Source organism: Thermobacillus sp. ZCTH02-B1 (assembly GCF_002159085.1).
In the GTDB taxonomy this organism is placed as follows: domain Bacteria; phylum Bacillota; class Bacilli; order Paenibacillales; family Paenibacillaceae; genus Thermobacillus.
The window spans coordinates 146,291-168,514 of the sequence record NZ_LZRU01000035.1; the positions used below are offsets into that span (position 1 = coordinate 146,291).

General features: G+C 63.3%; 18 protein-coding genes. All 18 read right to left on the reverse strand.

Annotated elements, in window-relative coordinates; all coding sequences use genetic code 11:
• On the reverse strand, nucleotides 1-279 hold the full coding sequence (locus tag A9Z00_RS14145; protein ID WP_296978803.1) for a UxaA family hydrolase: 279 nt from the start codon (nucleotides 277-279) through the stop codon (nucleotides 1-3).
• 153 nt (nucleotides 280-432) lie between these two features.
• Nucleotides 433-1,860 (reverse strand): NAD-dependent succinate-semialdehyde dehydrogenase, encoded by a 1,428-nt coding sequence (locus A9Z00_RS14150; RefSeq protein ID WP_296978806.1) that lies wholly within the window; start codon nucleotides 1,858-1,860, stop codon nucleotides 433-435.
• Between the two features lie 62 nt (nucleotides 1,861-1,922).
• Nucleotides 1,923-2,780 carry a class II fructose-1,6-bisphosphate aldolase gene (gene fba / locus A9Z00_RS14155; RefSeq protein ID WP_483316322.1) on the reverse strand — a complete coding sequence of 286 codons (858 nt, stop codon included), beginning with the start codon at nucleotides 2,778-2,780 and terminating at the stop codon, nucleotides 1,923-1,925.
• Nucleotides 2,777-4,006: a diphosphate--fructose-6-phosphate 1-phosphotransferase gene (locus A9Z00_RS14160; protein WP_296978808.1), complete on the reverse strand. Its 1,230-nt coding sequence runs from the start codon at nucleotides 4,004-4,006 to the stop codon at nucleotides 2,777-2,779. Before A9Z00_RS14160 ends, fba begins: the two co-directional genes overlap by 4 nt.
• Nucleotides 4,007-4,020: 14 nt before the next feature.
• A complete protein-coding gene (locus A9Z00_RS14165) occupies nucleotides 4,021-5,361 on the reverse strand; it encodes an L-fucose/L-arabinose isomerase family protein (protein WP_296978811.1) in 1,341 nt (446 codons plus the stop codon).
• A gap of 13 nt (nucleotides 5,362-5,374) precedes the next feature.
• Complete coding sequence (locus tag A9Z00_RS14170; RefSeq protein ID WP_296978814.1) at nucleotides 5,375-6,250, reverse strand: sugar phosphate isomerase/epimerase family protein; 876 nt, start codon at nucleotides 6,248-6,250, stop codon at nucleotides 5,375-5,377.
• A gap of 16 nt (nucleotides 6,251-6,266) precedes the next feature.
• Nucleotides 6,267-7,298 carry a Gfo/Idh/MocA family protein gene (locus A9Z00_RS14175; RefSeq protein ID WP_296978817.1) on the reverse strand — a complete coding sequence of 344 codons (1,032 nt, stop codon included), beginning with the start codon at nucleotides 7,296-7,298 and terminating at the stop codon, nucleotides 6,267-6,269.
• Nucleotides 7,299-7,422: 124 nt separating this feature from the next.
• Complete coding sequence (locus tag A9Z00_RS14180; RefSeq protein ID WP_296978819.1) at nucleotides 7,423-8,505, reverse strand: M24 family metallopeptidase; 1,083 nt, start codon at nucleotides 8,503-8,505, stop codon at nucleotides 7,423-7,425.
• A gap of 78 nt (nucleotides 8,506-8,583) precedes the next feature.
• Nucleotides 8,584-9,330: a GntR family transcriptional regulator gene (locus A9Z00_RS14185; RefSeq protein WP_296978822.1), complete on the reverse strand. Its 747-nt coding sequence runs from the start codon at nucleotides 9,328-9,330 to the stop codon at nucleotides 8,584-8,586.
• Between the two features lie 34 nt (nucleotides 9,331-9,364).
• Complete coding sequence (locus tag A9Z00_RS14190; protein WP_296978825.1) at nucleotides 9,365-10,231, reverse strand: carbohydrate ABC transporter permease; 867 nt, start codon at nucleotides 10,229-10,231, stop codon at nucleotides 9,365-9,367.
• Nucleotides 10,232-10,250: 19 nt separating this feature from the next.
• Nucleotides 10,251-11,120: a carbohydrate ABC transporter permease gene (locus A9Z00_RS14195; RefSeq protein WP_296978828.1), complete on the reverse strand. Its 870-nt coding sequence runs from the start codon at nucleotides 11,118-11,120 to the stop codon at nucleotides 10,251-10,253.
• An 85-nt stretch (nucleotides 11,121-11,205) separates the two neighbouring features.
• Nucleotides 11,206-12,528: an ABC transporter substrate-binding protein gene (locus A9Z00_RS14200; protein ID WP_296978831.1), complete on the reverse strand. Its 1,323-nt coding sequence runs from the start codon at nucleotides 12,526-12,528 to the stop codon at nucleotides 11,206-11,208.
• 690 nt (nucleotides 12,529-13,218) lie between these two features.
• A complete protein-coding gene (locus A9Z00_RS14205) occupies nucleotides 13,219-13,962 on the reverse strand; it encodes a GntR family transcriptional regulator (RefSeq protein WP_296978834.1) in 744 nt (247 codons plus the stop codon).
• 343 nt (nucleotides 13,963-14,305) lie between these two features.
• Entirely contained in the window at nucleotides 14,306-16,408 is a 2,103-nt protein-coding gene (locus tag A9Z00_RS14210; protein WP_296978836.1) for a beta-galactosidase, read from the reverse strand.
• Between the two features lie 188 nt (nucleotides 16,409-16,596).
• Complete coding sequence (locus A9Z00_RS14215) at nucleotides 16,597-17,475, reverse strand: carbohydrate ABC transporter permease (RefSeq protein WP_296978839.1); 879 nt, start codon at nucleotides 17,473-17,475, stop codon at nucleotides 16,597-16,599.
• A gap of 12 nt (nucleotides 17,476-17,487) precedes the next feature.
• Nucleotides 17,488-18,384, reverse strand: coding sequence for an ABC transporter permease (locus A9Z00_RS14220; RefSeq protein ID WP_296978841.1), 897 nt, complete (start codon nucleotides 18,382-18,384; stop codon nucleotides 17,488-17,490).
• Nucleotides 18,385-18,532: 148 nt separating this feature from the next.
• A complete protein-coding gene (locus A9Z00_RS14225; protein ID WP_483316324.1) occupies nucleotides 18,533-20,272 on the reverse strand; it encodes an extracellular solute-binding protein in 1,740 nt (579 codons plus the stop codon).
• Nucleotides 20,273-20,419: 147 nt separating this feature from the next.
• Nucleotides 20,420-22,036, reverse strand: coding sequence for a response regulator (locus tag A9Z00_RS14230; RefSeq protein WP_296978847.1), 1,617 nt, complete (start codon nucleotides 22,034-22,036; stop codon nucleotides 20,420-20,422).
• Nucleotides 22,037-22,224 lie beyond the last annotated feature (188 nt).

Below are 22,224 nucleotides of genomic sequence, written 5' to 3' on the forward strand. Positions count from 1 at the left end.
TTACCACCTCAGCGTCTTGAGATTGTGCGTATGCACGTAGTCGCCCTTGCGGAACCCTTCCGGCGCATGGCCGATCGGCAGACCGTACTTCAGCACCTTCTCCTTCGGGGCGGCGTCGCGGATTGCGATCTTGTGGCCGAGGGGAATGTCCGCGTTGGCCTTTACCTCGATCGTCGAATCATCTTCCATGAACACGCCGATCACCGTCTCGCCCGCGGCGATGTCCGACGTGGCCACCCCGACGTGGTCCTCCTTGTGGTGGATGAGAAATTTGTGCATGTCCCGAGTCCCTCCGTTTCCATCAGTCTGGCATGCAGCGGCATTTTGCATCGGATTCGATCCTTATTCTGATTCATGAAATTCATGATCGGTTGAATCGCTCGACAGGCCCTTCTGTTCCGGCATCGCCTCCCCTTCGAGATCAGAAACCCGTTACCCGTTCAATCCGAGGGAAATGTATTTGATCTCCAGGAAGGCTTCCAGACCGTGCCGGCCGCCCTCGCGGCCCAATCCGCTTTCCTTCCATCCGCCGAAGGGAGCCTGCGCCACGGAGGGAAGCGGATCGTTCACGCCGACGATGCCGTATTCCAGCCGTTCCGAGACGCGGAACGCCCGTCCCAGATCCCGGGTGAACACGTAGGAGGCCAGCCCGTATTCGGTGGCGTTGGCCTTGGCGATCACTTCCTCTTCCGTGCGGAAGGCGATCAGCGGCGCCACCGGTCCGAAGGTCTCGACCGAGCAAATGTCCATTGACTCGTCGACATGGCTGAGCACCGTCGGTTCATAGAAAGCGCCGTTCAGCCCTTCGCGCACATACCGCCTGCCGCCGGCCTCCAGCTTCGCCCCCTTCGAGAGGGCGTCCTGCACCTGTTGCTCCACCTTCTCCAGCGCTTCCCAATCGATCAGCGGTCCGATGTCCACGCCCGGTTCCATGCCGTTGCCGACCTTGAGCGCCTTCACCTTCCCGGCGAGCATGGCGGCAAAACGGTCCATGATCGTATCCTGCACGTAAATGCGGTTGGCGCAGATGCACGTCTGACCCGCATTCCGGAACTTGCTGGCGATGCACGCGTCCACCGTCTGCTCCAGGTCGGCGTCCTCGAAGACGATGAACGGCGCATGGCCGCCAAGTTCCATGGATATGCGCTTCACGTATTTTGCCGAACCTTCGATCAATTGTTTGCCGACTTCCGTGGAACCGGTGAAGGTGATTTTGCCCAGTTTGGGGTTTTCCAGAAACTCCGCCCCGACCACGCTTCCCTTGCCGGTGACGAGATTCACGACGCCCGGCGGAAATCCCGCGTCCTCCAGCACCCGGAACAGGGCCACCGCGGACAGGGGCGTGTAATCGGCCGGCTTCAGCACGACGGTGCACCCCGCCGCCAGCGCCGGCGCAATCTTGCGGGTCAGCATGGAGACCGGGAAGTTCCAAGGGGTGATCGCCCCCACGACGCCGACCGGCTGGCGGATGACCAGAATGCGTTTGTGCGGCGCGGAGGCGGGAATCGTCTCGCCGTATACCCGCTTCGCCTCTTCGCTGTACCAGCGCAGGAACTCGGCCGCGAACAGCACCTCGGCCTTCGCCTCGGCGAGCGGTTTCCCCTGTTCCAGCGTCATGATCCGGGCGATCTCGTCCTTCCGCTCCACCAGGATCTCGAACGCCCTGCGGAGGGGTTCGGACCGCTCCTGCGCCGTCAAATCCGCCCACGGCCGGAAGGCGGCATGCGCGGCGTCGATGGCGGCGGCCACGTCTTCCCTGCCGCACACCGGCACGCTTCCCACCGTTTCGCCGGTGGCTGGATTGCGCACCTCCCTGCGCTGCCCCGATATCGCCTCCCTCCATTCACCGCCGATGTACATGAGCCCGTTCATCCCTGCATTCGCCCCTTTCATCCAGGCACATGCAAGTGCCGTTGATTCGCTCAGGCTTTCCCGCTGCTGCCGAACAGGCGGATTTTCTCCTGCACTTTCCGCTTGACCGCTTCCCTCGCCGCCCCCAGCGCCACGGCCACGTGGTACTGCTCCGGATCGTCGGACCAGACGCCGCGGGCGGCATCGGTAAACGCCTGCCTCAGTTCGGTGTCCACGTTGATCTTGGCGATGCCGAGGGATATCGCCCGCCGGATCTGGTCGTCCGGCACGCCCGAGCCGCCGTGCAGCACGAGCGGCAGCCCGACCGCCCGGCGGATGTCGTCCAGACGGTCGAAATGGAGCTTCGGCTCACCCTTGTAAAATCCGTGGGCGGTGCCGATCGCCACCGCGAGGGAATCGACGCCCGTCTCCTCCGCGAAGCGCACCGCTTCCTCGACCCGGGTGAGCCGCGCCTCTTCCTCGTCCACGGTGATGTCGTCTTCCGTTCCCCCGATGACGCCGATCTCGCCCTCCACCGAGACCCCGACGGCATGGGCGGCTTCGGCCACTTTCCGGGTGATCGCGATGTTCTCTTCGATCGGCAGATGCGATCCGTCATACATGACCGACTGGAAGCCGAGCCGGATCGCCTGCATCGCCTGCCCGAATCCGTTGCCGTGATCGAGATGGACGGCGACCGTGGCGTCCACCTCCCGGCCGAACGCCTCGATCATCCGCATCATCGGCTCCATGCCCATGTAGCGGATGGCGCGCTGGCCCACCTGGATCATGACCGGCGCCCGCTCTTCGGCCGCCGCCCACAGGATGGCCTGGACCATCTCGGCGTTGTGCGCGCTGAAGGCGCCGACCGCGTAGCCTTCCGCCCTCGCCCTGGCGAGCATTTCGCTGCCGGTGCACCACTGGATCATATTCGACGGACACCCCCTCTGCCCCCGACCCGTCCGGGCATGAACGACCAGCCGGGATAAGCCTTGAGGTCATCGCCGGCCAGCTGCCGGAGCCAGGCCTTGAACGCGGCGCTTGCCTGCGTCCCGTCTTCGTTCAGGACGTCGTCGGGCAGCGGCCGCTCCTTGCCCGCCACCCGTTCCAGCGGGCAGCTTCCGACGCGGAACGGCAGGCCCGCTGCACCGGATGCCTCGTCCCTGACCAGCGTCAGCATGACGCCCGACTCGCCCCGCCGGAGCAGCCGGACGGCCTCCCGGCCCAACAGTTCCGCCTCCATGCGGTCGGCGGCGGATGCCATCGCGGCAAAACAGCGCTGGTTCATGCCGAGCAATTCCGCGCGGACGGGCAGGTTCAGATGCCGGGCCACCTGGTTGGCCAGATATTTGGAGGCGCCGCCCAGAACCGTGCTGTTCGCATCCCGGTTCAGGGCGATCCGGGACAGGACCTGGCCGCTCAAGTCCCGGACGCCTTCGCTGATGACGACCATGGCATATCCGAACCGCGACACGGCCCGCTCCACGTCGCCCAGGAACCGGTCCAGCACCAGCGGACGCTCGGGCACATACACGAAATGCGGCGGATGATGCTCCGCTTCCTTGAGCAGCAGGCTGGAAGCCGCCAGCCATCCCACGTTCCGGCCCATCGTCTCGATGATGCGGACCGTCTCGAAGTTTTGCATCGCCTTCAAATCTTCCCCGATGTCGCGGACCGACGCCGCCACATACCGGGCGGCGCTGCCGTATCCAGGGGTGTGGTCGGTCTCGAGCAGGTCGTTGTCGACGGTCTTCGGGATGCCGATCACCGTCAGGTCATAGCCGGCGGCCTGCGCCGCCAGTTCCATCTGCCGGCAGGCGTACATCGTCCCGTTGCCGCCGATCAGCACGAGATGGTGGATGTCCCGCTTGCGCAGATGGTCGACGGCTGCGGCGAAGTCGCCGGGCGCCATGTGCCGGCGGCCCGATCCGAGCACGGACCCCGGAATGCGGAAGTACTCCCGGATTTTCCCGTACACCTGGTCGTCCACTTCGACGAGCCAGTCTTCGACCAATCCCTGCAGGGCGTTCACGATGCCGAACACCCGGAAGTGGTCCCGCGCTTCCTCCAGAAAGCCGACCAGACTGGCATTGACGACGGAAGTGGGGCCGCCCGCCTGCCCGATCGCCACCTTCGGTTTGTTGTGTGCATTCATACGTTGCCTCTCCGTCACGTGTAGTTCACGGCTTCGATGCCCAGTTGCCCGCACAGTTCCATCAGTTCTTCGGCGATGTCGGCATACACCAGGGAATAGTGCGGCTCGAAGCCTTCCTTCATGAGCGCGTGCACGATCTCCGATACGTTGCCGGACAAGCGCACTTCGCCGGAAGTGCCGAAGAACGCCTGGGGACGGTCCAATACCTCTCCCTTCATGATCAGCATCCGGTATCCCGCGTTCGTCTTCCCGAGCCTCGCGATGGTCACCGGTCCGGGCTTCAGGCCGAATTCCAGGGTGAAGCCGAGCTTGCGGTTCGGATGCACGCCGGCTCTCGCCCCCGTCGCCGGATTGGCCAGCGACCAGGCGCCCGCTCCGCAATGCCAGAAGGTGACGCTGTTCTCGGCTTCGTCCACGTGCACGAGGTCGCCCAGATACGGCGGCGATCCGCCGCTCAGCTCCCGCTGGATGTACATCGTGACGGCGCCGAGGATATCCGCCTCGCACGACGACACGACGCCCTCTTCCGTGAACAGGGACAGCGTCGAGCAGGCGGCCGCGCCCAGTTCCGTGAAGAAATCCGGCCAGCAGCGGATCGCCGTCGCCCGGATGCCGAGCCGTGCGACATGGTCCTTGAGCGCCGCGGCAAATTGCGCGTAGCGGACGGTCGTTTCCGCTCCCGCGTCCAGACCGGTCACCCCGCTTGCGGCCGCCGCGATCAACGGCAAGTACCGCTCTTCGGGCACATCCCGCGACTCGCGGAACAGCCGGTAGAGATCGAGGCGGTGCAGGCGGATGCCGAACCGGTTTCTCAGCTCCAGCTCATCCGCGCCGGAGAAGAAGAAGCCCGGAGGATGATCGCCGACCACGCCGACCGTGAGCCCGCGCAGCTTGCGCACCGTCTCGGCGGCCCTGAGCTTCACCCGCAAACGACGGCCCACGCGGGGTTCGTCCGGATTGCCGAGGATGAAGTCGTATTTCCGACCCATCATCCGGAGAGCGTTGCAGGTGCTGTTGCCGCCGGTGAGCGAATTCAGCCGGAGCCGGCCGCCGACGGACGGCTCGCGCACGGACCAGACGAGCACTTCGGCCGGGAAGTGTCCGGCAATGGCCGCGATGAACTCCGCATCCGCGAACGTGAGGGACTGGTACACGACGAGATCGGGTTTCTCCCCCCGGATGCCGTCCATCCAGGCGGTGAGCTCCTCGACGGATGTCAGCACGGCGCCGGGGCTCAGCACCCGGTCGGCCATTCCCCTGAGCAGTTCTTCGGATTCCCGGAACAGGCGTTCCGCCGCTTCCATGTCGAACGTTTTTCTGCCGATGGGAAAATAGGCGATTGTGGCGGCAAACATGGGGTCACCCCGTTCACACGAATTGTTCGAGATGCTTTTTGGCGAGGAGCAAACCTTTCTGCACCTTCTCGTCCGTGCCGGTCCAGATCGGATCCTCATGTTCGATGCTGAGCACGCCGTCGTAACCGATTTCGTGCAGGGCGGTGACGAACTTGTTCCAGTCCACGTCCCCCTGTCCGGGAATGCGGTGGCGCCACCATTTCATCGTCAGCATCCCCTGATCCCGGAGCACGTTCGGCAGCACCTCCGTGTCCTTCGCCTGCGCCAGCACGATGCGCTCCCTGAAATCCAGCACCGCCTGCGCGCAGTCAATCCCCTGCCAGACGAGATGGGACGGGTCGATGTTCAGGCCGAACGCCTTCGAGGGCACCCGGGTGAACAGTTCCTTCCATAGAAAAGGCGACACGGCGATGTTGTACACCGGCGGCCAGAACTCGTACATCGGGCAGTTCTCGAAGGCCAGCGTCACGCCGAGCTTTTCCGCCATTTCCGCGATCCGCGGAAACTCCCGCTCGAACAGGTCCAGATTTTCCTCGATCGTCTTCATCGGGTCGCGGCCGGTGAACGTGGACACGACCCGGATCCCCGTGTTCGCCGCCGCCTTCAGCAGAATGCCGAGCGTTTCCCTTGCCCGCTCGCGCTCCGCCGGATCCGGCGACAGGTAGTTCAGCGCGCCGTACATGATGCCCGTGATCGGCATTTCGTACTTCTCCTGGAGGCGTGCGAACTCACCGGTGTTCCGGCCTTCGGCCAGTTCCTTCCAGTCGATGAACTTGTAGCGCGGCCCGCCATGCAGCTCGATGCCGTAAAATCCGTTCTCTTTCGCCCAGGCGAAGGTTCTCTCCAACTCCCAATGGTTGAAACAGGAATGATAGAAGCCGATTTTCATGTCGTTCCCTCCGCTCTCAAGTCAGTTCCACGACTTTGCCCGTTTCGATCGACTCGAGCACCGCATGGGAGAGCCGCAGCATCTCCAGGCCCGTTTCAAATCCGTACGGCACCGGCTTGTTCTCGAGAATCGCCCGGGCGAACAGCTCCATCTCGATGCGGAACAGATCCCGCTGCTCCAACGGCACGCGCTCCTCACCGTCGCCCTCGAGGAGCACGATCTCCGTTCCGGCGTCGGCGCCGAAGGTGTTGAACTTGCCTTCCGCCCCGCCCTTCGGTCCGAAAATCCGGTCCGGACGCGGCCGCATCTTCGTGTCCTTCGCCAGACACCACGAGATCGTCATCGTGCCGATGTCGCCCGTGTCGTATTCCACCGTCACCACCGCGGTGTCGACGGCCAGCTCGCGGAAGTGGGCGATCTCCGGGCGCCCCTTGGCGTACACGCCGCCGCGGGCGTAAATCCGCACCGGTTTGGCCTCCAGGATCGTCTGCCACATCAACAGAAAGTGACAGAGCGTATCGACCACCGGGCCCTGGTTGCCGAATTTGTCGTGCATGATCCGCTTCGGCCGAACTTCCTGGAGCAGGTCGGAGCTGATCACCATGGGGCGGCCGAATTTTCCTTCCCGCGCCCAGGTTTTGACGAGCTCCACACCGTGCGCCAGATTCCGCTGGAATCCGATGGCGAAGCGGACACCGGCCTTCTCCACCGCCTCCCGCATGCGGATGCCTTCCTCGATGGAACTGGCCAGCGGTTTCTCGCAGAAGACATGCTTGCCGTGCTCCGCCGCCAGAATCGTCGCCGGTGCATGCTCGACGAGCGGCAGTGCAACCGAGACGATGTCCACCCGCGGGTCCGCGATCGCTTCCCGGTAATCCTGATAAATCGTCACGTGATCCAGATTCATCATGACGGCCGCTTCCCTGGCGGCTTGCGGGTTGAGATCGGTCACCGAGACCACTTCGTGGCCGGCCAGCGTCCAGCCGCGGATATGGTTTTTCCCCATGTCTCCGGCGCCCAGCACCGCCACCTTGAATGGTTTTTGCACCTGAGGCCACACTCCCGTCGGATTAGGTCATGATGTTTCTTTTGTTATAATAATATCATCATGATCTTTTTTGGGCAATGCCGATCATCATTGATCATTGCCGATCGGGCCGATCCATGACGACTCAGATCCTTCTGACCAGAATGTCCGGACGTCTCATGACGCGTCCGCCCGCCTCCGCCTCCACCATCGGCCAGGCGCCGGTATGCGTCAAAATCTCGTTGCCGTCTTCCAGGACCAGCATCGTGTCCTCGGATTTCACTCCGGCAATCGACGGATTCCAGGCGTACAGCTGCCCGGGAGCCACCGTGAAGGACGCGCCGGGCGTCGCCAGCCGCTCCCGCGTGGCATAGCCGGTCAGACCTCCCTGATGATGGCAGTCGATCTCGTCCGGATACCCGGCTTCCCGATAGAAATCCCGCAGTTTGCCGTACAGCCCGGCAAGCGATTCCCCCGGCCGGGTCGCATCGATGATGCGGGCATCGATTTCCGCCACCGCCCGATGGCGGGCGCGCAAATCCTCCGGAACCGGGCCGAAGTGGACGAGCCGCGTGGCCGAGGCGATCAGCCCGTTCCTGCGGGCGCAGACGACCAGCATCGCGTACAGGCTCACCGCCTTCCCCGTCGGCAGCGGATGGCGCCGCTCCCACACCCGTTCATCGGCGGCGATCAGATTCACGACGGGTTCCAGTTCCCGCTCGTAGCAGTGATAGGCCAGCCGTCCGGCGATCTTGAATTCCGTGTCGCCGGGCCTGACGTCGAAAGCCGCCTGCTCGACGGCTTCGGCGGTCAGGCGCCCGAGCTCCTCCAGCGCCTTCTTCTCCGCCGCGCCGAAGGTCGTGCGCAGGGCGAAAAATTCCGCCTCCAGCTCCACGTCCGTCATGACCGCCGCATGCTCCAGATGGCGCGCCAGAACGTCTTGCAGTTGCTCCGGTTCATGCCAGGGCCACTGTTCGACGGCGTCGAAACATGCCCGGTCCGCTTCCCCGATCTCCTCCTCCACGAGGCGCCGGCTTTCGATGTTGTTCGAAATGAGCACGCATTTGTCCCGCGTGACGACGATTTGGCAGCAGGCCGCTTCCTGCAGCGGATTGACGTGGCTTCTGCCGCCGGTCAGCCATGAGACGTTCTTCTGCAGGGTCAGCCGCACGGCATCCAGTTGCCGCCCGGCCAGCATATTCCGGATTCGCTCCAGTTTCGGCTTCATTCCGCCGCCGACGTCCACTGCCGCATGCACCTCCAGGTTTTCCGAATGCCGGATGTTGCCGGCATCGTTCCCACGGTTTCAGTCCCTGTAACGCTTGAGGTTGATTTTGTAGGAATATTTGTCGCTCCGGTATTTGGTTCGCGTGTATTCAATGGGCCTTCCGCGCTCGTCGCAGCTGACCCGGCGCCGTTCCAGCAGCGCCTCGCCGGGGCTGATGCCGAGCAGCTCCGCTTCCCACCGGGTCGCGTTGACCGCATGGATCGTCTCCTCCGCTTCCCGCAGCACGATGCCGTACTTTTCTTCCAGCACCTTGTAGAAGGCGACGGTGTTCAAATCCTCCCTCATCAAGAGCTTTCCGGTTTCCTCCGACCAGCAGCTCCGCTCGAAGGCGATCGGCACGCCGTCCGCCAGGCGGACGCGGTCGATGAAGAAGACCGTCGCATCCAGGTCCAGCCCGAGCAGCGAATTTTCGTAAAAGCAGTTTTTCTTGAATTCGCAGGAAATGAGACGCGCCGAATGCCGGTATCCCTTCTCCCCGATTTCTTCCGCGAACCCGGTCAGCCTGCCGAGCCGTTCCTCCACCCGGGAAGCCGTGACCACGGTTCCTTTGCCCTGCTTCTTCTGCAGCAGTCCCTGGTTGACCAGCTCCAGCACCGCTTCCCGTACCGTCGTCCGGCTCACCCCGTATTCCCGGATCAGCTCCTGTTCGGTGGGAATGAGCGTGCCGACGGGCCATTCGCCGCTGACGATCTTTCGCTTCAGGATTTCCTTCAGTTGATGGTACAGGGGCAGCGGGCTCGCCGGATCAATGCCGTTCGGATTCATTGCTCATCCTTCCTTGCGTCCGATGGCAGCCGGCTCAGCCCTTGAGGGACCCGCTGGTGAGTCCGGCAATGAACCAGCGCTGCAGGAACAAATAGGCCAGCACCATCGGCAGGGATACGGTCATCACGCCGGCGAACAGGATCGGAAAGTTCGACTCGTATTCGCCGCGGAACATCATGAGCGCCATCGTCAGCGTCTTCGCCTTCTCGCCCGTGAAGAGCAGCGGATACAGCAGGTCGTTCCATACGATCACGCACAGGAAAATGGCCGCCGACGCGATGGAAGGCATACTGAGCGGCACCGCCAATTTCGCGTACATCCACCATTCCGACGACCCGTCCATCGCCGCCGCCTCGAACAGTTCCCGCGGGATCGTCTTCATGAATCCCGTGATGATGAACACGCTGATCGACAGCAGAATCGACACTTCGATCACGATCAGCCCGGGCAGCGAGTCGCGGAATTTCAGGTCCGGCAGCCAGGCGGCGGAGGCGAACCACGACTCCAGCTTCACGACCAGCCCGTACAGCGGGATGATGTTCACCTGCGCGGGAATCATCAGGCCCGCCGAGAACAGGCCGAACAGCAACGTTCCGATCCAGCCGCCGACGCGGACGATCGCGTACGACACCATCGTGCTGAACAGGATGACCAGCACGACCGTGCAGAACGTCAGCACCAGGCTGTTAACGAAATAGCGGTGCAGCCCGTAGTCGACGAACAGGTCCCGGTAGTTGTCAAAGGTGGGCGGCGACGGCAGACGGAGCGGCTCCATCACATACTGCCGCATCGTTTTCAGCGACGCGGACACGACGGTCAGGAGCGGCACCAGAATGACGACGGTGAAGACGAACAGCGAGATGGTGCGAAGGTTGATCCATCGGCGAACGGTCCTGAACATCGGATCCCTCCTTCCGTCATTAGCCGGTGCGGTCGGTGCGCAGCAGCTTGAACTGGATGATGGTGATGGCCGCCACAAACACCAGGAAGAGCATGGAGGCCGCCGACGCGTAGCCGAATTTGTAGGACTGGAACGCGAGCCGGTAAATGAAGGTGGCGATGATCTCGGTCGCGTTGTTCGGACCTCCCCGGGTCATGGCGAACACGAGATCGAAGGCCTTGAACGACTGGAGCGTCGTGTAGGCGATGACGATCGCCGCCGCCGGCGCGATGAGCGGCCAGGTGACGAGGCGGAACGTCTGGAACTTCGACGCCCCCTCGATCGCCGCCACCTCGAACAGATCCGCGGGGATGGCCTGCAGCCCGGCGATGAAGATGATCATGAGCTGGCCGGTATGCGCCCACACCTGGGCGAAGGCGACGCTGTAGATCGCGATGTCCGGGTCCGCCAGCCATCCCGGACCGTTTTGCACGCCGAACAGGCCGAGGATCGCCTTGATCATGCCGAAGTTGCTGTCGTACATCGCCGCCCAGATGAACGCGACCGACACGGAGGCGAGGATGGTCGGCAGGAAGTACAGTGTGCGCAGCGCAATGTTCGCCTTCGTGTTCCGCACGAGGAACAGGGCGAAAACGAGGGACAGCGTGGTTTGCCCGATGACGACGAACAGCATGAATTTCAGGTTGTTGACGACGGACTTGGCGAAGATGGTGTCGTACATCAGCAGGTTCCGGTAGTTGCGGAAGCCGACAAACTCGTAACCGGCGCTCAGCCCGTCCCAGTTGGTGAACGAAACGTACAACCCGTAGAACGCCGGATACAGGACAAAGATGCCGTACAGGATGAGCGCCGGGAGCACGAACAGGTAAATCCCTTTGGATGGTTTCATGGCTTACTCCCCGTTGCGAGAAAATGAAGGCGGCCAGGACGTGGCCTTATGCAACCTGACCGCCTTGTGCGGACGAACCCCCGTTTTATTGTCTTCTGACCTGCTCGACGACTTGCTGCGCTTCGGCCGCGGCATCTTCCGGAGCCATGCCGGAGATGACGGCGCTGATCGCATTGGTGATCGCGTCCTCGATCTGCTTGTCGGGGATGGTCGAACGCGGCAGGAACCGGGTGTTCAGCTGCGTGAAATCGGTCTCGAACTGCAGCGACTTCGACGAGTACTCGAGCCCCTGAACGACGCCGAGCTGCCCCGTGTTGTTGGCGTAGTATTCCGCCGTCTCCTTCTCGGCGAGGAACTCCAGGAACTTCTCGGCCGCTTCCTTCTTCTTCGACTTCGTGTTGATCGCCAGCATGAAGGTCGTGTTGTGCACGCCCTCATACACGATTTGGCTTTCGTCTTCCACCGTGATCGGCGGCAGCAGGTCCAGCCGCATGTCGGGGTTCTGGCTGAGCGCCAGCGCGGCGTGGAACGAACCGGTGCCGAGCATGGCCGCCTGTTCGGTCACGAACAGCGTGACGGCCGCTTCGTAACCCGTGCCCAGGGAGTTCGGCTGGAAGTATTGGGACAGCTGCTGCCACTTGCGCAGGCTGTTCACGAACCATTCGTCCGTCAGCTTCGTCTCCCCGGTCAGAAGCTTCGGGAACATCTCTTCGTCGGTGTTCTCGTTCATCAGCATCGGGTTCATGAGCTGCCCCTGGCCGATGTCGGCGCCCGGGAAGGCGATCGGAATGTAACCGTTCTGCTTCAGCGTTTCCAGGACGTCGAGGTACTGGCTCCAGGTTCTCGGGCGCTGGAGGTTCAACTTTTCAAAAATGTCCACGTTGATCAGCGGCATGTTGTAGACGAGATGGTACGGAAGCGCGTACTGCCTGCCGTCCTTGGCACCCTTCGTGATCAGGTTCGGAACGAACCGGTCCACCACCGGCTTGCCGGTCAGGTCTTCCATCAGCCCGGCCCTGAGCATGGCTTCAAACTGGGATCCCGGAAAGACGGTGAACACGTCGCCGGTGGAGCCGTCGAGCAGCCTCTGCTGGGCGATGGACGTGTAGTCCGAAGACGGGAAGATGGTCTGGGTGACCTTGATGTTCGGGTTTTTCGCCTCGAAATCGGCGATGAGCTGGTCGAACACCTCCTTGTCTTCGGTGCGCCAATGCATGAAGCTGATCTCGACCGTTTCGTTCGAGCCGCCGCCTTCGCCGCCGGAGGACGTTTGTCCGGAGGAAGATCCGCCGGAATTGGACGAATGTTGCGACGATTTGCTGCCGCCCCCGCAGGCCGACAGTACCAGCGCGAACGCCAGCAGCAGAAGCATCATCGTTTTTCCGCGGGTGTTGAACACTTCAACCACCTTCCGTTATCCTGATTGTGTTCGGAAATGTAAGTTGTCCCGGATCCGGTCAATACCGCCCGATCCGATCAAGACCGCCCTCGTTCGTCTGTCCTGGAAATCGCATGCCCGAAATGCCGCGTCCTCACCTCCCGATCAGGGTTTCCCGAACCGTCCCGTCCGACCCGCGTCGGCAGGACGGATGCCGTGCGGCAGGATTGCGGAGCATGCGCATGCCGGTTTCCGGCCCCTTTCGGCCCGGAACGATGCCGGAAAGGCTCGCACCCGCGCGGCCGCATGATGATGCAAGCGCTTACCATCCGGGTTGAAAAAAAGACGCGGTTTCGCGGGAATCGATGTTCCTCCTCGTGATGCTGCACTGACCGCGGACGCCGAACCCGGACATGACCGGATGGCAGATGAAAGCGCTTATAAGATTATTATGTAGTGATCTTTTGCTAAGATGCTACCATACGTCATGATATTTGTCAAAGGGTAATTTCATCATTTCGTCATGATTTTTTTCCATACGCGCTTGCCCCGGCGGGAAAAATAAGGAGAGACCACGAACGAATCCTTCGCGTTCCGCCGGGAACGCGGGGAAAACGTCGTGATCCCTCCAGGTCTCCGCTTGAACGATGAAACCCGCATGCGGGTCGCATGCATCCACGATGCCCGGTGCACCCGGTCTCCCGGGCTGCCCGAGGGATGCTACCTGAGCAATTTGACTTTGTATGAGTACTTGTCGTTCCGGTATTTGGTTCTCGTGAATTCGACCGGCCGGCCGCTGATGTCGCAGCTGATCCTGCGCCGTTCGAGCAGCGCGTCGCCGGGAGTGATGCCGAGGAGTTCGGCCTCGTACTTCGTGGCGTTGACCGCGGAGATCGTGTCCGTCGCTTCCTTCAGTTCGATGCCGTATTTTTCCTCCAGCACCTTGTAGAACGCCACCGTGTTCAGATCCTCGTTCACGAGCAGGCGTCCGATGTCTTCCGGCCAGCAGCTCCGTTCATAGGCCACCGGCTGCTTGTCGACGAACCGGATCCGGTCCACGAGAAAAACCGTCGCGTTCTCGTCGAGCCCGAGCTGGGAAAGCTCATAGAAACGGTTGCGCTGGAATTCGGCGGACAGCAGGCGGGCCGAATGTTCCAGTCCCTTGTCGCCGATCTCCTCCGCGAACCCCGTCAATCTGCCCAGCCTTTCCTCCACGCGGGTGGAGATGACGATCGTTCCCTTGCCCTGCTTTTTCTGAAGCAGCCCCTGATTGACCAGCTCCGCGATCGCTTCCCTGACCGTCGTTCGGCTGACCTCGTATGCTTCGATCAGTTCCTTCTCCGTCGGTATGATCGTGCCGACGGGCCATTCTTCGCTGATGATCTTTCGCTTCAGGATATTTTTCAGCTGCTGGTACAGCGGAATCGGGCTGTTCGGATCAACCTTGTTCAGGGGTGCGTTCATGCCTTCACCTTCTCTCGTAACCCGCGGGCATCTCGTGATCCACGGGGCGAAACATTTGAACCAAATTTACTATACACCACTTGTGTAAAAAGGGACAATGCTTGGCAATCCGGACATGCAAAAGGACTCCCGGAACAGGAATGAGCGAGGGGGAGATGGTTCCAAAGCATCCGAACCTTTCCCCGGGACAAAGACCAGAGGCAAACGAAAAGGCGCGAAAATCTTCGCGCCTCCGCATGATTGACCATTCCCGGGATTTTTCGGAGCCGCGTTCCGCGGGAACTCCGTCCGGGCGCCGCGCCGCTTCAACAGGCGCGGCGTCACCCGCGCGCCGACGCCCGCTTCAGGCGCGCCGCCGCAGCACGCGCACGCCGTACGCCGAGAGCTCCAGCGTGCCGCCGGGTGCGATCGCCTCGCCGCTCTCAAGATCTACGTACCCGCGCGCGTCGAGCAAGAGCTTCACCGGCTCGCCGGTGAAGTTCTGCACGAACACATAGTCGTGCACGCCGTCGGTGCGCACTCCCGCGGTCACGCCCCGCGGCAGATCCGCCTCCAGCGCGCGCCGCACGCCCAGCCGCCGCACCAGACCGCCGTAGAAGTCGTCATAGAACGGCGGCAGCGCCCGTCCGGCCAGATAATACGCGCGCCCCGCGCCGAGCCGGCGCACGGTCAGGGCCGGACGCCCGGCGTAGAAATCGTCCGTGTACTCCGCCAGCACCTCGGCGGACTCCGCATGCACGAGCTCGCACAGCTCGCGGATCTCGTACGTCCGACCTTCGGCCAGCCCGAGCTCGGCTGCACCGGATGCGTTCACGCGCAGTCCGTTCCGGTCCTCGTCGTACAGCCCTTCGATTTCCTCCGCCCAGATGCCGAGCACATGCCGCAGCGGTCCCGGGAACCCTCCAAGATGGCACAGATCATGTTCATCCACGATCCCCGACCAGTACGTCGCGACGAACGTGCCGCCTCGCTCCACGAACGCCTCGACCTTCTCCCCGACGCCCGGTTTCACCATGTACAGCATCGGCGCGATGATCAACTTGTACCGCCCAGGATCAAATGCATCCTCCGACCCGATCACGTCCACCGGCACGCCAAGCTCCCACAGCGCCCGGTAATGCGCATGCACCGTCCGCTCGTATCCCATGCCCATGTTGCGCGGCCCCTGCGCGTCCCGGATCGCCCAACGATTGTCCCAGTCGAACACGATCGCTGTCTCCGCCGGCACCGCGCAGCCGCGCACATCCCCGAGCTTCCGGAGCGCCTCGCCCAATTCCGCCACTTCGCGGAACACGCGCGTGTGCTCGTGGCCGGCGTGGTCGACGACGGCGCCGTGGAACTTCTCGCTCGATCCGCGGCTCTTCCGCCACTGGAAATACTGCACCGAATCCGAACCGTGCGCCACCGCCTGCAGAGAAGAAAGCCGGTGCATGCCCGGCCGCTTCAGCTTGCTCACCGGCTGCCAGTTCGTCAGGCTCGGCGTGCTCTCCATCAGCAGGAACGGCCGCCCGCCCTTCAGCGAACGGAACAGATCGTGGTTCATCGCAAACCACGAAGCGGTGTCCGCGTCGCTGTCGGCTCCGGGTTTGTGCCAGAGCGGGTACGCGTCCCAGGAAATGACGTCGATCTCCCGGGCCAGCACGCGGTAATCCAGCCCGTCGTACAGCTCCATCATGTTCGTCGTCACGGGCAGGTCCGGATTCACCGCCTTCAGCTGCCGCACCTCGTGGCGCAGAAAATCGGCCGTCTGATGCGTCACGAACCGCCGCCAGTCGAGGTTGTGCCCGTGCACCTGGTTTTCCCCGTGCGGCGCCGGCGACTCGATCTGCGACCAGTCGGTGAAGGTGTGCGACCAGAACGCCGTCCACCAGGCCCGGTTCAGCGCTTCCAGCGTGCCGTACTTCGCCTTCAGCCACTCCCGGAACGCCTCCTGGCAGAGCGGGCAATGGCACTCGCCGCCGTACTCGTTCGATACGTGCCAGCCGACGACCGCCGGATGATGCGCATACCGCTCCGCCAGCTTCCGGTTGATGATCGCCGTCTTCTCCCGGTACACCGGCGACGTGTAACAATGGTTGTGCCGAAAGCCGTGCAGATTGCGCACCCGGTTCGGACCGACGCGCAGCACCTCGGGATACTTCTGCGACATCCACGCCGGCCGCGCTCCGCTGGGCGTCGCCAGCCACACGTAAATGCCGTTCCGATGGAGGCGATCCATCACGTCATCCAGCCAGCCGAATGCGAAGCGTCCTTCCTCCGGTTCCAGCGCGGCCCACGCGAAAATGCCGACCGACATTACGTTGCAGCCGGCCAGCTTCATGAGCCGCACATCTTCCTCCAGCACCTTCGGGTCGTGCAGCCACTGGTCCGGGTTGTAGTCTGCGCCGTGCATGAGCACCGGCAGCTTCGGGCTGACCGGCGGCCAGCGCCTGAACCTTCCGTCCATCGTCATCCCTCCGTCGTCATTTCCGTCTTCCTTGCGCAAAAAAGGGGCCCGTCCGTTCCGTCCCGTCAACGGAGCATGAAACGGCATCCGCCCCCGTCGTCCATCTGAAAAACGCCTGCCGCACCCGTCCCGCCGACGCATCCCGCATCGGACATGGCGCCGGAAAGCTTCCCTCCGGCCGTGCGCCGTCATTCCTTCACCGAACCGAGCACCAGCCCCTTGATGAAATACCGCTGCAGGAACGGGTATACGATGAGCACCGGCAGCGCGCCGATGAAGATCTGCGCCGCGTTGATCGTCTTCTGTGACAGAAGCTGCATTTCCTCGATCGTGAAGTTCATCGAACTCATGTCCCGCGAGACGATGACCGTCTGCAGGTAGGTCGCGAGCGGATAGTCTTCCTTCCGGCTCAGGTACAGCAGCCCGTCGAACCACGAGTTCCAGTGCCAGACGCCGGCGAACAGCCCGAGCGTCGCGAGCGCGGGCAGCGACAGCGGCAGGTAAATGCGGAACAGCACATCCCAGTGGCTCGCGCCGTCGATGAACGCCGCCTCCTCGAGCGCTCTCGGCACGCCGCGGAAGAAGTTCATCATGAGCACGATCAGCCAGACGTTCACCATCGCCGGAATGATGAGCACCGCGAACTTGTTCATCAGCCCGAGCTTCAGGATGAGGATGTAGAACGGGACGAGCCCGCCGTTGAAAATCAGCGTGAACACGAACAGCCAGGCGTACACGGACCGGCCGCGGAACTCGCGCGGCTCCTTCGAGAGCGGGTAGGCCGCGAGCACGGTGACGAGCAGGATGAGCGCCGTGCCGAGCGCGGTCCGCATCACGGAAATCCAGAGCGAACCGAGAAAGTATTTGTTGTTGATCGTCGCCTTGTACGCCTCGAGCGAAAAATCGACCGGCCACAGCCCGACCAGATTCGCGTCCGCCGCCGACTTCGCGCTGAGCGAGACGGCCAGCACGTGGACGAGCGGAATGACGCAGATGACCGCGAGCACCGACAGGAACGCGATGTTGAACACGTTGAAGACGCGCCAGGACAGCGTTTTGTGGTACACGGCGCTCCCTCCTCAGAACACGCGGTAGTTCGCGTATTTGTAGGCCAGCCGGTAGGCGCAGACGATGAGCACCATGCTGACGACCGACTTGAACAGACCGACGGCGGTCGCGAAGCCGAAGTTGCCTTCCAGGATCGCCGTCCGGTAGACGAACGTGTCGATGATGTCGCCCTTGTTCATCACCATGCCGTTGTACAGGTTGAAGATCTGGTCAAACCCGGCGTTCAGGATGTTGCCGAGCGAGAGCGTTCCGACGACGATCGCCATCGGCAGGAGCGAAGGAATCGTGATGTGCAGCGTCTGCTTCCAGCGGCCCGCGCCGTCCACCTCGGCCGCCTCGTAGAGCGACGGGTCGATGTTCGCGAGCGCCGCGAGGAAGACGATCGTGCCGTAACCGAATTCCTTCCAGACGTCGGAGACGATGACCGTGAACCGGAACCAGTCGCCGTGCATCAGGAACGGAATCGGGCCGATGCCGATCGCCCCGAGCACCCGGTTGACGAAGCCGCCGTCCGTCGACAGGAAGTTGACGAGGATGCCGCCCAGGATGACCCAGGACAGGAAATGGGGCAGGTACACCATTGTCTGGATCGTGCGGGTGAGCAACCGGATGCGCACTTCGTTGAGCAGAATCGCGAAGCCGAACGGCACGAGCAGATTGAAGATGATCTTGAACACCGAAATGACGAGCGTGTTCCATATGACCTGCAGGCTGTCCTCCCGCTCGAACAGCGCCCGGAAGTGCCCGAACCCGATCCACGGTGAACCGTCGAAGCCGAGCCAAGGTTTGTAGTCCATGAATGCCATGACGATGCCGCCGAGCGGCACGTAGTTGAACACGATCAGCCCGGCCAGCGCGGGCAGCAGCATGAGATGAAGCGGCCAGGTTCGCCTGATGTCGGGCTTCATTTCCTCTCCCCCCTGTAAGCGCGCCCCTTGGCATCTTTTCGCAATCATCCGGAAGACGGAAACCGGAGGCCCGACGCCTCCGGTTCCCGCGCTTGTCCCGCGTCCGGCCCCCGCACGCGCGGCCGCGGGGCTGCCCGGCTTGCGGACCTTACTTCACCTTCGTCTGTTCGAACCACTCGTTGACTTCCTTCGTCATCTGGTCGCCGCCCGAGCTCTTCCAGTTCTCGACGAACCGGTCGAACTCGTCGATGCTTCTCTGGCCGTAGATGATTTCGCTGAACGTCTGCAGCTCGATCTTCTTCAGGTAGTCGAGCCGCTCCTTCATCGTCGGCGTCGGCGGGCCGCTGAACATGTCGATGTACGAGATGTCGGGCTGCGACAGGAGCACCTTCGCGGCGAGCGGCGTCTCCGGACCGTAGTTGTTCTTCAGCTCTTTCTCGAGCCGCGTCTCCGGCTCCTTGCCGTCCGCCAGCCGGAGCAGCGCCTTCATCTGCGCATCCGGTATCCGCGCGCCGTCTCGCACGAGCCAGTAGCGGTTGATGTTGACCGCGCCGCCCGGAATGTCGTCGCCGTAGACCGGGTTGCCGTTCTCGTCGAGGTCATAGTCGTATCCCTTGAACACCCCGATGTCCCACTGGCTTCCTGGCTCGGGATCGGCCAGATGTTCGAACAGGTAGTTCTGGTACGTGAACAGCGCCTCCGGATGCTTCGCGTCCTTGCTGATGAGCGTGACGCCGTTCGTGAACCGGGTGCCGTGGCGGCCCGCCTTGCCGTCCGGACCGGCCGGAATCGGGTACGGTTTCCAGACCGCGTGCGGCACGTTCTTCGCCGTATCCTGCAGCGGCCAGCCGCTCATCCAGTACGGACCGGGAATGATGCCCGCAACCCCCGCCACCGCCGGCTCGGCCGTCTTGTTCTCGTCCCACAGCGCCGCTTCGGCCGGGATGTACCCCTTGTCGCGCCAGCGCTTCAGCGTCTCGAGCGCCTGCTTCGCGCCGGGGTGGATCGAACCCCATTCCAGCGTGCCCTCGGACGTCAGATTCCACTGCTCGGGAATCGTGCCGAACGCGCCGAACACCCAGGACGGATCGCCCATCCAGGTATTGAACGTGTTCTTGAAGCCGATGGAGAGCGGGATGACCTGGTCCGGCGAGAGGCCGTCCGGATTGTTGTACTTGAACGCCTCCATTACCTTCTCGAGATCGTCGAGCGTCTTCGGCGCCTCAAGGCCCAGTTTGTCCATCCAGTCCTGCCGGATCCAGAGCAGATAGTCGTGGTTGTACGCGTAGTCCAGCACCGGGATGCCCATCCGCTGGCCGTTCCGGATGTACGGATCCCAGACGTGCGGGTCGAGCGCCATCGCCTGCTTCCATTTCTCGTTCGCATAGGCGTCGAACAGCGTGCCGACCTCCCGGAACAGGCCGGAATCGATCAGGTCGTGGGCGAGCTGCTCGTCGCCGACCGTCACGACGTCGGGCATTTGCTGGCCGGACGCCATCATGAGGCGCATTTTCGTGACGAACGCGTTGTTCGTGTCGGTGACCGACCAGAGTGTCTCGATCCGGATGCCGAGCGTCTCGAGCGCCCACCGCGTCGCGACGTTGTTCTCGATCGTCTCGCCGTTCTTGAACGTGAGCGCCGGGTCGATGCCCCACACCGTCGTGATCGTGACCGGCGGATCATATTTGTCCCGGTACGGGCTGTCCGTCGGCCGGGAGCCGTCGGACGATCCGGCTTCCGAACCGGAATTGGAGCCCGAAGACGAAGAGGTTGCCGGGGATTGCGTTCCTCCGCCGTCCGATGAGCCGCCGTTCTTCGAACCGCCGCAGGCCGAGACCAGCATCGCCGCGAGCGCGAGCACGAGCGCGGCGGACCACCATTTCCGCATGCCTCTTCTCACGTGTCCCTCCCCCAATCGTCGCAAGCATGATGCAACATGTAAGTGGTTGCATGTTCAATTATAGGAAGGGAACCGGCGCGAACCCATGGCGCGATTTCAACATTTCCGCACCTTAATCAACCACTTTCGTGCGGCTTAACGCTCGCGGTATTCAAGCGGCGTCATGCCGAAGTGCTTCTTGAACATCTTGCTGAAATATTGCGGATTCTGGTAGCCGAGCTCGGCCGTGATCTCGTAAATTTTCCGGTTCGTATGCTGCAGCAGCCAGCGGGCGCGCTCCATTTTGACCCGGATGATGTAGTCGCCGAGGCTCTCGCCGGTCTCGCTCTTGAACAGCTTCGACAGGTAGACGGGGTGCAGGTAGACCCGCTCCGCGATCGACCGGACCGTGATCTCGCCGGGCTCGGCCATGACCATCTCCCGTACCTGCCGGACGATGCGGCTTTTGATGTCGCGCTCGCTCTCCGTGAGCTGCCGGCGCAGGCTGTCGAGCGTGTCGAACGCCCACGCCCGCACCTTGTCCGCGGCGAGCAGGAGCGGCGGATCAAGCAGCGGATCAAGCCCCGGACCGCCGATCTGGTGAAGCAGCAGGCCATGCTTGTGCGCCAGGTAGAGGAAAGCGCTTGCAATCGACAGAAACGCCTCGTACAAGTGCTCGCGGGTTGCGGGCATCCGCTCCAGCGCATCGAACACTTCGCCGATTTTGTCCGCGGCCGCCTGCCAGTTCCGCGACTCGAGCAACTGGATCAACGTCGGCGGGCGATACAGGCACTCGAGCGTCGCCACGGCCGCGGAATCGTGCGGCTCCTCTTCCCGGAACAGAATCTGCCCGCCGGCGTCCCCCCGATGTCGGAACAGCTCGGCCAGCGCCGCCCGGTAGGCGACCGCGAGCTCGTCCGGAAATACGAACCACGGCGACACGATCGTGGAAATATCGCCCTTGAGGTAATGGCGCACCTGCCGATGGAACTCGCGCGCGAGCGGCTCCAGCTTCTCCCGGACCGGCAACCCCGCCTCCCCGGCCTCGCCGCCTTTCGGCGCGGCGAGCAGCATGACGCCGTCGTGCGGCGCCTTGCCGTGCCAGATCCGGAAGGCCGGGGCAAAGACTTCCTCGGCGATGTTGCCGACCGCGTAGCCGATCAGGTCGAGCGACCGCTCGTCGTAGCCGGCGAAGGAGCGGCCGAACGTCACGAGCATGAGCAGCGCCATGCCGCCCGCCTCGAGCGGAATGCCGTACTCGCGCAGCCGTTCCTCGATCTGCCGCCGCGGCCACGGCCGGCCGAGCGCCAGCCCGCGGATCAGGTCGCCGCTCAGGACCGAGCGGTCCGCGTTCAGCCGGTAGCGCATCCGGTGCACCCGCTCGGCCTCGGCCCATTCGTCGCGCAGCGAATCCACGGCGCTCGCGACGCTGCGCATGAACTCCTCATCGTTGACCGGTTTCAGGATGTAATCGAACGCCTTCAGCCGGATCGCCCGCTTCGCATATTCGAAATCGGAATAGCCGGTGAGCAGCAGGCAGCGCACGTTCGGCCAGCGCTCATTCACCCGCTCGATCAGCTCGAGGCCGTCCATTTCCGGCATCCGGATGTCGGTGACGAGGATGTCGACCGGACGCTCTTCGAGCAGCCGGAGCGCCTCCGGCCCCGACGAGGCGGCGTACACTTCGCTGATGCCGAGCGCATCCCACGGGATCGTCGCGTTCAGGCTGTCGATGATGTACGGCTCGTCATCCACCAGAAGAAGCTCGATCATGGCTGTTCCCTCGCTTCCGCGTTGGCTTGGGGGCGCGGGCGTAAGCGGCCCCGCCGGGCGCCCCGTCGGACAGGACGACGCCCGGCTCATCCGTCGTGCCGGCCGCCGCCTCCGGCATCGCCGCGGCGGCGGGTTTGGCCGCAGCCGGCGCATGCGCCGCCGACACCGCCCCTTCCGCGGTCCAGCGG